12 protein-coding genes are annotated in these 12,697 nt (G+C 73.8%); 10 read left to right on the top strand and 2 right to left on the bottom strand.

Annotated elements, in window-relative coordinates; genetic code table 11:
• Nucleotides 1–74: 74 nt before the first annotated feature.
• Nucleotides 75–335, top strand: coding sequence for a chorismate mutase (locus ACFV4N_RS03835; RefSeq protein WP_499670964.1), 261 nt, complete (start codon nt 75–77; stop codon nt 333–335).
• Here the strand turns inward: ACFV4N_RS03835 and ACFV4N_RS03830 are convergent.
• Nucleotides 304–1,392: an arginase family protein gene (locus ACFV4N_RS03830; RefSeq protein ID WP_499670963.1), complete on the bottom strand. Its 1,089-nt coding sequence runs from the start codon at nt 1,390–1,392 to the stop codon at nt 304–306. The two genes, ACFV4N_RS03835 and ACFV4N_RS03830, sit on opposite strands and share 32 nt — an antisense overlap.
• A 64-nt stretch (nt 1,393–1,456) precedes the next feature.
• Between ACFV4N_RS03830 and ACFV4N_RS03825 the strand changes: the two genes are divergently transcribed.
• The 6 genes from ACFV4N_RS03825 to ACFV4N_RS03800 all read left to right on the top strand — a co-directional run bounded on the left by ACFV4N_RS03825 (nt 1,457) and on the right by ACFV4N_RS03800 (nt 8,654).
• Nucleotides 1,457–1,771, top strand: coding sequence for a hypothetical protein (locus ACFV4N_RS03825; RefSeq protein ID WP_499670962.1), 315 nt, complete (start codon nt 1,457–1,459; stop codon nt 1,769–1,771).
• A gap of 184 nt (nt 1,772–1,955) precedes the next feature.
• Nucleotides 1,956–3,293 (top strand): hypothetical protein, encoded by a 1,338-nt coding sequence (locus tag ACFV4N_RS03820; RefSeq protein WP_499670961.1) that lies wholly within the window; start codon nt 1,956–1,958, stop codon nt 3,291–3,293.
• 129 nt (nt 3,294–3,422) lie between these two features.
• The gene (locus ACFV4N_RS03815) at nt 3,423–4,211 is read left to right on the top strand and encodes a hypothetical protein (protein ID WP_499670960.1); all 789 of its coding nucleotides are present in this window, start codon (nt 3,423–3,425) and stop codon (nt 4,209–4,211) included.
• 158 nt (nt 4,212–4,369) lie between these two features.
• On the top strand, nt 4,370–5,209 hold the full coding sequence (locus tag ACFV4N_RS03810; protein ID WP_499670959.1) for a hypothetical protein: 840 nt from the start codon (nt 4,370–4,372) through the stop codon (nt 5,207–5,209).
• 352 nt (nt 5,210–5,561) lie between these two features.
• Nucleotides 5,562–6,941 (top strand): serine/threonine-protein kinase, encoded by a 1,380-nt coding sequence (locus ACFV4N_RS03805; RefSeq protein WP_499670958.1) that lies wholly within the window; start codon nt 5,562–5,564, stop codon nt 6,939–6,941.
• Between the two features lie 108 nt (nt 6,942–7,049).
• A complete protein-coding gene (locus tag ACFV4N_RS03800; RefSeq protein WP_499670957.1) occupies nt 7,050–8,654 on the top strand; it encodes a serine/threonine-protein kinase in 1,605 nt (534 codons plus the stop codon).
• Between the two features lie 49 nt (nt 8,655–8,703).
• On the opposite strand, the gene ACFV4N_RS03795 is transcribed toward ACFV4N_RS03800, so the two are convergent.
• Nucleotides 8,704–9,600 (bottom strand): LysR family transcriptional regulator, encoded by an 897-nt coding sequence (locus tag ACFV4N_RS03795; protein WP_499670956.1) that lies wholly within the window; start codon nt 9,598–9,600, stop codon nt 8,704–8,706.
• Nucleotides 9,601–9,675: 75 nt separating this feature from the next.
• Between ACFV4N_RS03795 and ACFV4N_RS03790 the strand changes: the two genes are divergently transcribed.
• The 3 genes from ACFV4N_RS03790 (at nt 9,676) to ACFV4N_RS03780 (ending at nt 12,616) form a co-directional block, all read left to right on the top strand.
• Nucleotides 9,676–10,599 (top strand): DMT family transporter, encoded by a 924-nt coding sequence (locus ACFV4N_RS03790; protein WP_499670955.1) that lies wholly within the window; start codon nt 9,676–9,678, stop codon nt 10,597–10,599.
• Between the two features lie 184 nt (nt 10,600–10,783).
• Nucleotides 10,784–11,194, top strand: coding sequence for an SsgA family sporulation/cell division regulator (locus ACFV4N_RS03785; RefSeq protein ID WP_499670954.1), 411 nt, complete (start codon nt 10,784–10,786; stop codon nt 11,192–11,194).
• Between the two features lie 39 nt (nt 11,195–11,233).
• Entirely contained in the window at nt 11,234–12,616 is a 1,383-nt protein-coding gene (locus ACFV4N_RS03780; protein WP_499670953.1) for a serine/threonine-protein kinase, read from the top strand.
• The last annotated feature ends 81 nt before the right edge of the window (nt 12,617–12,697 follow it).

The raw sequence follows: 12,697 nt of genomic DNA, 5'->3' as shown, positions 1-12,697 counted from the left end.
CCGGAGTCCTCGGACCCGGGGCTTCGTCGCTGCCGGGGCCGGGACTCCGCAGACCACCCCGAGAGGTCTCCACGATGAACAGCACCGACACCGCCCAGGACATCGACGCGTTGCGCCAGGAGATCGACCACCTGGACGCCGAGCTGCTGCGGCTGGTCAAGCGGCGGATCGAGGTCTCCAAGCTGATCGGCGCCGCGCGGATGGCCGCCGGCGGCACGAAGATCGTGCACAACCGCGAGCTGGACGTGCTCAACCGCTACCGCGAGCTGGGCCCCGAGGGCCGGGACCTGGCCCTGATCCTGCTCAAGCTCGGTCGCGGCGCGCTGGGGCGCTAGCCGCGAACGCCCAGTCGGTGAGCGCGGACCTGGCCCGGGCCAGGTCCGCGTCCACCAGCTGGGTGTCGTCGGGCACGTAGGCGAGCGGGTCCTCCAGCAGCTCCAGCCCGAGCAGGCCCTCCACCAGGGCGTGCAGGCACAGGGCGGAGTAGCCGCGCAGGTAGCCGCCCTCCTGCGTGAGCACGGTCGGCAGGCCGAGCCCCGACACCGCCCCGCCGATCCACCGGTAGCCGCCGGCGGTCAGGTTGTGCCTGCCGTTCGGGTCGAACGCCGAGCCGTCGAAGCCGGAGGCGCACACCAGGAAGTCCGCGCCGAACTCGGCCAGGGCCGGGAACGCGACCTCCTCCAGCGCCCGCCGGTAGGCGAGGTCGCCCGCGCCGAGGGACAGCTCGACGTTGACGTTGGCCCGGTCGCTCTCGTCGGGCGCGCCGGTCTGCGCGTGGTTGGCGCCCCACGGGCCGTGGCGCATGTGCACGGACACGGTGAGCACGTCCGGGTCGGCGCGGAAGACCTCCTGGGTGCCGTTGCCGTGGTGCACGTCCCAGTCCAGGACCGCGACCCGCCGGCCCGCGCGCCGGGCGGTCTCGGCGACCAGCGCGGCGTTGTTGACCAGGCAGTACCCGTCCGGCAGGTCCGGCTGGGCGTGGTGGCCGGGCGGGCGGACCAGGGCGTAGGCCAGGCGGGTGCGGCCGGCGGCGACCGCCTCCCAGGCCGCCAGGGCGGTGCCCGCGGCGGCGCGGATCGCGTCCCACGAGCCGAGGCCGACGACCGTGTTGACCTCGACGTTCGTGCGCTCCCGGCACGCCTCGCGCAGGCGGGCCAGGTAGTCGGGGGTGTGGACGCGGGCCAGCTCCTCCTCGTCCGCGAACCGCCCGGCCGACCAGGTCAGGTGCGGCGCGACCGGGCCGTGCCGCAGGGCGTGCCGGAACGTGCGCAGCCGGGCGGCGTTCTCCGGGTGCGGTTCGGCGACGTCGAGCCAGTCCCACCGGCCGGGCAGCTCCCACAGCCCCGTGCCGGTGTCGTGCTCAAGGCAGGCGTCGTGCCAGAAGACCTCCACCCGGGGTGGATATCAGGGCGATCACCCATGGTCCAGCGGGTTTGAGCCTGGGCACACTGTTGCCATGGTCATCGGTCTCATCACGAGCCTGATCGCGATCGTGGGTGTGCTGGCCACGCTGGCGCACGACGGCTACCTCGCGATGCTCGGCTCGGCTGCCAAGTCCAAGCGCGCCGCGGGCGCGCCCATCGTCCAGTACGTGCGCAGCCGGTGGACCCTCGCCGGGGTGACGACGATCATCGCCCTCGTGGGTCTGCTGATCACGGCGGGCGGCGGGGTGTCCGGCGACATCATCGGCGCGCTGATCGCGGGTGGCGCCGGCCTGGCCGCCGCCAACTCGCTCCAGGGCACGCGCAAGCGGCTGGACAGCGGAAGCTGAAGATTCACTCTTCCGAGTACCACTTGCCCACGCGAGGCTGATTTGGCCGGTCCGCCGTGGCCCCTCCGCCTACTCTGAGGTAGCCGCGGGGCCCCTCGACGTCCCACCCCCACCCCGCGCCACTTGAGCCCAACAGGTGCGGAGTCGCGAGGGTCGTGAGGGCGGGGTGGAGGGATCCACACGCATGGAGATCGGGGAACCGGAGCGGCATCGGCGGGACAGCGGGGCGGCGACCCGGCTGCCCGCGGGGGGCGAGCACGACCGCTCGCCGGCGTCGCGGGCGCCGTCACGGCGAGTGCCGCCGCAGCAGGTGCCGCAGCAGCAGGTGCCGCAGCAGCCGCCGCCGTCGAGGTCACTGCCGCCGCCGCAGCGGTCGCGGTGGCAGCAGCAGCCGCCGCTGCCCCAACCACCCCCGCGAACACCGCCACCGCAACCACCGCGGCAACAGCAGCCGCTGCCCCGGTCCTCGCAGCCACCGCTCCCCCGGCCCTCGCAGCAGCAACCGCCCCGGCCACCGCTGTTCCAACCACCGCTGCCCCAACCACCGCAGCCCCGACCGGCACAGCCGCCGGCACCACAACCGCCGGCACCGCAGCCGCCGTCGCGACCGTCCCGGCAGCCGGCCTCGCCCGTGCGGCGCGCGGGCCACCCGTCCCCGCCCGCGCCGCGAGCCCACGACCCGTTCACGGACAGCGACGCGGTGGGGTTGCGCAAGTTCAACATCGGCCTGGTGCCCGCCTCGGCGACGCCGCCCGGGACGTGGAAGCGGGCCGCCTGGTTCGCGGTCCTGTCCTCGGCGGGCGTGCTGGTCGGCCTGGCCCTGGCGGCGTCCAAGCTGGTCGGCACGGGCGAGCCGGCGGAGCGCGTCGGGCTGCCGGGCTACCCGACCGGCGTGCCGCTGCTGCCCGGGTTCGCCACCGAGACCCCCCCGCCGCGGGCCACCCCCGCGCCGCACACCCCCGGCACCCCCGCGCCGAACACCCGCGTGCCCGAGCGCGTGGACGAGCCCGAGGAGCTGCGGGCGCCCGAGGCCGAGCGCCGGGCCGCCGGCGGCGAGTCGCCGGAGGAGCCCGCCGGTCCCGCCACCGCCGGCCCCGCCACCACCGGCCCGGCCGCGCGGACCGGGTTGCCGGAGGTCACCACCGTCCCGCGCGGCGACGGACCGCCGCTGGTGGACGGCGCGGCGATCGCCACGCGCACGGAGAAGTTCTACGAGGCGGCGGTGCTCGACAGCGGCACCGCGATGGCGATGGTGTCGGACTCCTTCCGACCCGGCGCCGAGGAGCTGTTGGCGCAGCAGTTCGCCGACGTGTCGCTGATCGAGGTGACCGCCATCCAGGTGGACCCGACGAAGGGCGTCACGCTCAGCACCTTGCAGGTGACGCGGAAGGACGGCGCCAAGGTCACCGAGGAGCGACAGCTGGAGTTCACTACCACGGGTGAACCTCTGATCAATGCCGAACGGCCCGCGGAGACCGTCCAGCGGTCGTTCGCGAACGTGAAGCGGTACGTCATTCCGTAGTCGTTCACCCGATCGAATGGCGTGGTTGACCACTGGTCGCCACGAACGGGTGAAGTCCTGGCTGGAGCTGGCTTTCCGCTGGTCGAAGACGGTACGAGTGCTGGCGACGAGACAGCGAGGGAGTCGCCAGTGCAGCGCCTTACGACGAGCGGTCACAGGCACAACCGCGCGGGCTCGGTGAGCGTGGCCGAGCTGATCAGGCAGCAGCCGACGCCGTTGCGCCTCCGGTCCCGGGAGCGGACCGCCGCGCACGAGCTGGTGCGCGACCTGCTCGCGGAACGACCGCCGGCGTCACCGGCGCGGCAGCCGCCCAAGCGGGCGGCGAAGCTCGCGGGCGTGACCACCGGGGTGGTCGTGCTGCTGGCGACCGTGGTGGCGGCGTCGGTCCTGGCGGGCCGGCGCGACGCCGGTCCGCCACCGCCGTCCGTCGAGGCGCCGTCGCGGCTCGACGGGGTCTCGGCGCTGCGCCCGGACCTGCTGTCGGCGGAGCTGGGCGGCCTGGTCGACCCGGCCGCGGTGGACCGGGCGATCGCGCCGCCGGCCCTCGACGCGCAGGTCGACTCGCAGGTCGGCGACGCCGTGGTGATGCCCGTCGAGCCCCGCCCCGGGCCGAAGCCGCGGGTGGACGTGGTGCGGCGGTTCTACGAGATGCTGCCCGCCAGGCCCGCCGAGGCCGCGCGGCTGCTGTCGCCGGAGCTGGTGGGCGAGGACGCCCGCGAGTTCGCGGCGGCGTGGGGCCGCGTGCAGGCGATCACCATCGAGTCGACCACGCTCCAGGAGGACGGCACCGTGCTCGCGGTGGTGTCGATGCAGGAGCGCACCGGCCGGTGGATGCGGGTCGAGCAGGTGTTCCGGCTGTCCGACACGACCGTCCCGCGCATCGTCGGCACCGAGGTCCTGTCCGCTCAGCGGAATTGACTTTGCGTTACTTTGCGCGCTCGTCTCATGACAGAACGTCTATGTCAACTGTGTTTCTATTCCAAACTTCCCCCGAAGGGGTTACAAACTCGGTCACGATTCGGTATCCATGATCCCGGTCAGTAGCGCAACGCACTCCCCGGGAAAGGTGTCCAGCGGTGTCGAACGACGACAAACGCCGTCGACGGGATGGCTCGACGGAGCAGCTGTCGGTCGCCGACCTGATCGCCAGGCGCGAGGCGGAGACGCAGCCCATCCCGAGGATCACCGAGGTGGAGCCGGAGACGGTGCGGTTCAAGCCGGCCGCCAACCTCTCGGGTCGCGAACTGCACATCACCGAGCTGCTGCGCCGCGAGGGGCGCGCCGGCGAGGAGGAGCGCGGCGGCGGGCTGCCCGTGCCGAAGCTCGTCGCGATGGCCGGTGGCGGCGTGGTGCTCGCCGGCGCGGTCGCGTTCACCGCGTCGAGCCTGGTGTCCTCCCCGGACGAGCGGCCGCTCGCCGAGGTGCGCTTCGACGCCCGGCAGGCCGCGCGGGCCACCAACACGCTGACCAAGGACCTCACCGCCGCGACCAAGCAGCAGGAGGTCCGGCAGGCGGAGGCGGAGACGACGACCGCCGCGCCGGAGCAGACCACCCAGCAGCGCGCGCCGCGCGCCAACCAGCCGCAGCAGCGGCAGGCCCAGGCCCCCGCCCCGCAGGCGCCGAACACCACCGCGCAGGCACCGAGCACCACGGCGGAGCAGACCACCACGACCCCGCCGAGCACGAGCACCACGACGCCGCCGCCCGTCGACACCAGCACCCCGCCGCCACCGCCGTCGTCCTCCTCCAAGCCCTCGACGTCCAGGTCGTCCGCGCCGTCGGCGCCGTCCTCCACGGACCCGAGCACGCCGCCCCCGTCGTCCGAGCAGCCCGCCCCGGGCCTCGGGATCGGCCTGGACCTCGGCGGGATCCTGGAGCCGATCGGCGGGTTCGACTTCTTCGCCCCGTCGAGCTGAACGCCCCGACCGGTCGGGGCGCCCGTCCGGAGCGGAGGGCTCGCGATGCCGGAGCGGAGGACACGCGGTGCCCGGGCGGAGGACGCGCCGGGATTGGGCCGTTCGGCCGCAATACCCGTGATCTTCACTCGAATGGGTGCCGTTCCGGGTCGGTATCGGGTATCCCTTCCAGGTCACCCCTCGGCTCACGTGACCTGCACAACGGTGCCCAAGCGGCAGTCCGGGCCGGGGTAGGCTCTGCGGGCGAGCGGTGGCCTAGCCTGTTCCGCGCACCGATCCGCACGACGAGGAGCCCGAGCGTGAGACCAGCTGCCATTGCCGCGGTCACGCAGCGCCCCAGCGAGGTGGTCCGGTGAGCAACGACGGTCGCGTCATCGCCGACCGCTACCGTTTCCTGGACCGGATCGGCAGCGGCGCGATGGGCGTCGTGTGGCGCGCCCAGGACGAGCGCCTGGGCCGCATCGTGGCCATCAAGCAGCTCCTGCTCCAACCCAGCCTGGACGAGCGCGAGCAGGACGAGGCGATCCAGCGCGCCATGCGCGAGGGCCGCATCGCCGCCAAGCTGCACCACCCGAACGCCATCGCGGTCTACGACGTGGTGGAGGAGAACGGCGCTCCGTGCCTGGTCATGGAGTACCTGCCGTCCTACAGCCTGGCCGACACGATGGCCGAGCACGGCCCGCTCGACCCGGTGGAGGTGGCGCAGATCGGCGGGCAGGCCGCCGCCGCGCTGGCCGCCGCCCACGCCGCCGGGATCGTGCACCGGGACGTCAAGCCCGGCAACGTGCTGCTCGCCGACAACGGCCTGGTCAAGATCACCGACTTCGGCATCTCGCGGGCCAGCGACGACGTCACGGTCACCAAGACCGGGCTGATCGCGGGCACGCCCGCCTACCTGGCGCCGGAGATCGCCCGCGGCCAGGACCCGACGCCCGCCTCGGACGTGTTCTCGCTCGGCTCGACGCTGTACGCGGCGGTCGAGGGCGAGCCGCCGTTCGGGCTGTCGGACAACACGCTGGGCGTCCTGCACGCGGTCGCCGCGGGCCGGATCAACCCGCCGACGGTCGACCACCCGCTGACCGACGTGCTGCTGCGCCTGCTGAACTACGACCCGGCCGACCGGCCCACCATGGCCCAGGCCCGGGACCTGCTCAACGCGGTGGCGCAGGGCCGGAACCCGAGCCTCACCGGTCTGCCGGCGAGCACCGCGACCGCCATCGCGCCGGTCGTCGGCGCGGGCGCCACGACCGTGGTGGACCCCGACCGCACCCGCGTGGTGCGGCCCGGCCCGCGCACGGTGGGCCCGCGCACGGTGGGCCCGCGCACGGGCGCCATGCCCGCGGTCGCGCCCGCGCCCGACAAGGGCGGCACCAGGCCGCTGGTGATCACCGCCGTGGTCCTGGGCGTGATCCTGCTGCTCGGCATCCTGCTGGTGGCGCTGGACGTGTTCGACAACCGGAACCCGTCGACGCCGGCCACGGACCCGAGCAGCTCGTCCAGGCCCGTGCCGACCACGACGACCACCCCGCCCCAGGTGACCACCACCGTCCAGACGGAGACGGTCACCGTCGAGGTGACGACCACCGTGCCGGAGCCCGAGCCCACCACCACGACCGAGCCGCCGGAGCCCACCACCACGACCACGACCACCACCACGACGACCCGGCCGCCGGCCACCACCACGCCGGTCACGACGACCACCACGACCACCACTGCACCGGAACAGCAGTGAACCTCGTAAGGTGGGCGTCGAACCCGATCGGGTGATGCAACGTCTTTGTCCTAGTGGCGTCCTGCACTTCGCCACTGAAGATCCCTAGCAGCTAACTGGGAGCACGCCGTGACCGACGATGGCCGCCTGGTCGCCGGCCGCTACCGCCTCGGCCAGCGGATCGGCAGCGGAGCGATGGGCATCGTCTGGCAGGCGCACGACGAGCGCCTGCACCGGACCGTGGCCGTGAAGCAGCTGCTGCTTCAGCCCGGACTCGCCGAGTCCGACACCGACGAGGCGAAGCGCCGGGCGATGCGGGAGGGCCGGATCGCGGCCCGCCTCCAACACCCGCACGCGATCGCCGTGTACGACGTGGCGGAGGACGACGGCCAGCCCTGGCTGGTGATGGAGTACCTGCCGTCCAAGAGCCTGTCCACGGCGCTCTCGGAGCGCGGCACGCTGCCGCCCCGGGACGTCGCCTCCATCGGCTCGCAGGTGGCCTCGGCGCTGGCCGCCGCCCACAACGCGGGCATCGTGCACCGCGACATCAAGCCGGGCAACATCCTGCTCGGCAACGACGGCACGGTGAAGATCACCGACTTCGGCATCTCCCGGGCCACCGGCGACGTCACGGTCACCGCGACCGGGATGCTCGCGGGCACGCCCGCCTACCTGGCGCCCGAGGTGGCCAAGGGCTACGACCCGGGCCCGCCGTCGGACGTGTTCTCGCTCGGCTCGACGCTGTACGCGGCGGTTGAGGGCGCGCCGCCGTTCGGCCTCAACGAGAACACCATCGCGCTGCTGCACCAGGTCGCGTCGGGCAAGGTGGTGCCGCCCAAGCAGGCGGGCCCGCTGACCGCGCTGCTGATGCGCCTGCTGCGCGCCGAGCCGGAGGACCGGCCGACCATGGCGGAGGCGCGCGAGGCGCTGGCCGCGGTGGCCGCCGGCCGGGCCGCGCCGGACTTCCCGGTGCCGCTGCCGCAGACGCACCCGCCGTCGTGGCAGGGCGCGCCGGTGCAGGCGCCCGCGCAGACCAGGGCGATGCCCCCGGTGGCCCCGGCCAACCAGGGCGGCCGGCAGGCGAACCACCCGGCGACGCGCGTGGCGCCGGTGCCGGCTCAGCAACAGCGGCCGGCCGCCGTCCAGGACCGGCCGCGCAGACCCGTGGCCTCGTCCCGCCCCGGCGGGTCGGGCCAGCTGAAGAACAAGCGGTCGGCCGTGATCACGGCGCTGGCGATCGCGGGCGCGGCCGTGGTGGGCATCATGCTCGCCAGCGTGTTCTCCGACAACGGGGAGAACCCGTCCGACCAGGCCGCGGACGTCACGGTCACCACCACGGCGCAGGCCGCGGGCGGCGAGCCGTCGACGACGCAGACGAAGAAGTCGGTCGGGCCGCCCGCCACCTACACCTCCACGCCGACGCGCCAGCAGCAGGAGCAGGCCGTCCGCGACTACTACGAGCTGGTGCCGGGCAACCTGGAGGACGGCTGGGCGCGCCTGGCGCCGTCCCTGCAGGGCGCGCAGGGCGGGTTCGAGAGCTACAAGAACTGGTGGGACCGGGTCGAGTCGGTCGAGCTGGACGAGGTCGAGTACAACGAGGACTTCGCCTACGTGATCGACGTCACCTTCCACATGAAGGACGGCACGACCAGCGAGGAGAAGAAGCTCATCGTGCTCCAGTGGGCGCAGCAGAGCCTCTTCATCGAGAGCGAGCAGAACCTGGGCAAGCCGTAGCCCTGCGGCGGTCCCGGAACCCCCGGCGGGTTCCCCCCGATGGGTTCCCTCAGCGGTTCGCGGCGTCCCGCAGCGCGGCCAGCAGGCTGGCCGCCGCGGGGCCGCCCGCGCCGTCCTCGCGCACGGCGGCGCCGATGGTCCTGGTCGGCTCCGGGTGGCGCAGCTTGCGCACGACCACGCCGGGGTGCACCACGTCGAGGCTGAGCTTGGGCACGATGGTGACGCCGAGCCCGGCGGCGACGAACCCCTGCGCGGTCGGGTAGTCGTCGGCCTCGACGACGGCGTTCGGCGCGAACCCGGCCGCCGCGCAGGCGTCGAGCACGATGTCCCGGCACGCGCCGGGCGTGACCACCGAGTCCACCCACGGCTGCCCGGACAGGTCCGCGAGGTCCAGCACGCGCTTGCGGGCCAGCTCGTGGCCGCGCGGCAGCACCGCCACGTAAGGGTCGTCGAGCAGGTGCACGACGCGCACCCCGCGCGGCGGCTCGGTGTCCCGCCCGCGGACGACGAGGGCCACGTCGGCGCGGCCCGCCTGGAGCTCCACCATCGGGTCGTCGGGCTCGGTGAGCTTGAGGTCGAGCCCCACGTCGGCGTGCCGCTCGCGGAACGCGGCCACGGCGGGCGGCACGAGCGCCGCGCCCGCGGTGGCGAAGTAGCGCACGCGCAGCCGCCCGGTGCGGCCCGCGCGCAGGTCGGCCAGCTCGGCCTCGGCCTCGGCCAGCCGGTCGGTGATGCGGGCGGCGTGCTCGGTGAGCAGCCTGCCCGCGGCGGTGGGCCGGACGCCGCGCCCGACGCGGTCGAGCAGCGGCAGGCCCGCCTGCTTCTCCAGGGCCGCGACCTGCTGGCTCACCGCCGAGGGCGTGTAGCCCAGGTTGACCGCCGCGGCGGTGATGGAGCCGGTGGTCACCACGGCCCGGAGCACCTGCATGCGTCGCACGTCCAACATGACCGAACCTTACAGCTCTGCTTAAAGGTCGTGCAGTTCTATTCACTTGTCCTGATACTTCGCCTGGCTCAGTGTATGACCGTGAACAGTTCAGGCACGCTGGTCAGGATGGGTGTGCTCGCCCTGCTGTGGGGGTCGAGCTTCTTGTGGATCAAGATCGCGCTCACCGGCCTCTCCCCCGTGCAGATCGCCTTCGCGCGCAGCCTCCTGGGCGCGCTGGTGCTCGTGGCGGTGCTGCGGGTGAGCGGGCAGCGGCTGCCGCGCGACCGCCGCTCCTGGCTCCACCTGCTGGTCGCCGCCGTGTTCGGCAGCGTCGTGCCGTTCGCCCTGTTCGCGGTGGGCGAGCAGACCGTCGACTCCGGCGTCGCCGGGGTGCTCAACGCCACCACGCCGCTGTGGGCGCTGGTCCTGGGCCTGGTGCTGGGCACCGAGCGGCAGCGCGACCCGGCCCGGCTGGTCGGCCTGGTGCTCGGGTTCGTCGGCGTGCTGCTGATCTTCGCGCCGTGGGAGCGCGCCGGCCTGGCGAGCTGGGGCGCGCTGGCCTGCCTGCTCGCCGCCGCGTCCTACGCGGTCTGCTACACCTACATCGGCCGCACGATCTCCGGGCGCGGCCTGACCCCCATCCAGATCTCCTCGACGCAGCTCGTCGGCGCGGCGGGCCTGACCGCGCTCGTGGTGCCCGCCGGCGGCCTCCAGCCGGTGCACCTGTCCTGGGGGCCGGTCGTGGCCGTGTCGATCCTGGGCGTGCTCGGCACGGGCGTCGCGTTCGTGCTGAACTACCGGATCATCGAGGACGAGGGCCCGACCAACGCCACGACCGTCGGCTACCTGCTGCCCGTGGTCTCCGTGCTGCTCGGCGCGGCGTTCCTGGGCGAGGAGATCGGCATCCGGGTGGTGATCGGCATGGTGGTGGTCCTCGCGGGCGTCGCGCTGACCCGCCGGCGGCCCGTTCCGGCCGTCGCGCCGGTGACCCCGGTCACTCTAACTACGCTCAAGTGACCTGCGATAACACTGGGTTACCCGCCGGTACGGACCTGTTGAGACATCGCTCCTGGGCAAACGGGTGGTATTGCGACGCAGGTCTCCCCCGATCGCGTGGTGTTCAGGCGATACGCGTCCTGGAACGCACTTTCGGACGTCTCCTCAGATGAAAGGACTCGAACCAGGAGGGAACCCCACAGCCATGAGCAACGAGAGCATCACCACCACGACGACGTTCCACCTCCTCGTCCCGGGAGTGGCCCCGGCGCCCGTCCAGGCCGAGCTGCACTACGAGCCGGAGGACCCGTACGCGGTCGCCGTGCTGTTCCACACCGGCCAGGGCAAGGTGGAGTGGATCTTCGCCCGCGACCTGCTCGCCGACGGCCTGCTGACGCCGTCCGGCGAGGGCGACATCCTCATCCGCCCGGCCGCCGACGACCCGGAGCGCGTCCTGCTGGAGCTGAACGCGCCGACCGGCTTCGCCATCCTGTCCGCCGAGGCCGAGCACATCGCCGAGTTCCTGGACCTGACCTACGACGTGGTCCAGCCCGGCGAGGAGGACCTGTGGATCGACTTCGACCGCGAGCTGGCCAAGCTCGTCTCGACCAACTGACGGCGGCGCCAACCCGCCCGTCGCCTACCCTCTGAAGCTGTGACGGGGGCCGGGGGGACGGTGGGCGGTCGGTACGCGCTGGTCGAGCGGATCGGCAGCGGCGCCATGGGCGTCGTCTGGCGGGCCCGGGACGAACTCCTGGACCGCGAGGTGGCCGTGAAGCAGCTGCGCCTGCCGGACCTGACGCCCGAGGAGGCCGCGACGGCCAGGGCGCGGGCCATGCGCGAGGCGCGCAACGCGGCCCGGTTGCACCACCCGGGGGCGATCTCGGTCTTCGACGTGGTGGTGGAGGACGACCGGCCCTGGCTGGTCATGGAGCACCTGCCCTCGCGGAGCCTGTCCGCCCTCCTGGCGGAGCGGGGCAGGGTGGAACCGGACGAGGCGGCCCGGATCGGCGGCCAGGTCGCCGCAGCGCTCGCCGCGGCCCACGCGGCGGGCATCGTGCACCGGGACGTGAAACCGTCGAACGTGCTCATCGGCCACGACGGCACGGTGAAGCTCACCGACTTCGGCATCTCGCGCGCCGCGGGGGACGGCACGCTCACCGACAGCGGCATGATCACCGGCACCCCGGCGTACCTCGCGCCCGAGGTCGCGCGCGGAGAGCAGCCGAGCGGCGCCTCCGACGTGTTCTCCCTCGGCGCGACGCTGTACGCGGCGGCCGAGGGCCGGTCGCCGTACGGCACCTCCGACAACAGCTTCGGCCTGCTGTACCGGGCCGCCGCGGGCAAGGTCCAGCCGCCCACCCGGTCGGGCCCGCTCACCGACCTGCTGACCAGGATGCTCGCCACGGACCCGGACCGCCGCCCCACGGCGGAGGAGGCCGTGGCGCTGCTCGCCGAACTCGCGGCGGAGCAGCCGGAGCGACCGGAACAGCCGGAACGGCCGGAACCGCCCGGTGAGCAGCCGGAGGAGCGGCCCGCCTCGGAGGAGGGCCCGGTCGGGCGCCGGCGCCGGTGGCTCGCCCCGCTGGTGGCGGCGATCGTGCTGGTCGCGGCGGCGGGGTCGGTCGCGGCCGTGTCCCTGCTGCCCGACGGGTCCGACAGCGGCGCCCAGGGCGCCCGGCAGCCGCAGACCACCGCTCCCACCCCGGTGAGCGCCCAGGACGCGGAGGCGCTCGTCAGGGGGCACTACGACCTGCTGCCGGAGAACCCGCGGGTCGCCTACGACAACCTCACCCCGACCTACAGCCAGTCGCTGGAGGAGTACCTGGCGTTCTGGGGCCAGTACGACGACGTGCGGGCGACGCCGGTCCAGACCCGGGCCGAGGGCGCGCGGGTCTGGGTGCACGTCGCGGTGACGTTCGTGCGCGGCGGTGAGACGACCAACGGGAACTACCTGCTGCGGGTCGAGCACTACGAGGGCCGACCGCGGATCGTGGCGGCCGACGAGCTGCCCGGCGCGACCGCCCCGGCGAGCTGACCCCGGACGAACCCGCCGTCGGACGAACCCGCCGTCGGACGAACCCGCGGCCGGACGAACCCGCCGTCGGACGAGCCCTCC

Source organism: Actinosynnema sp. NPDC059797, from assembly GCF_042732085.1.
Lineage (GTDB): Bacteria > Actinomycetota > Actinomycetes > Mycobacteriales > Pseudonocardiaceae > Actinosynnema.
Note: the sequence above shows the minus strand (reverse complement) of the source record. Positions and strands in the feature narration are given on the sequence as shown.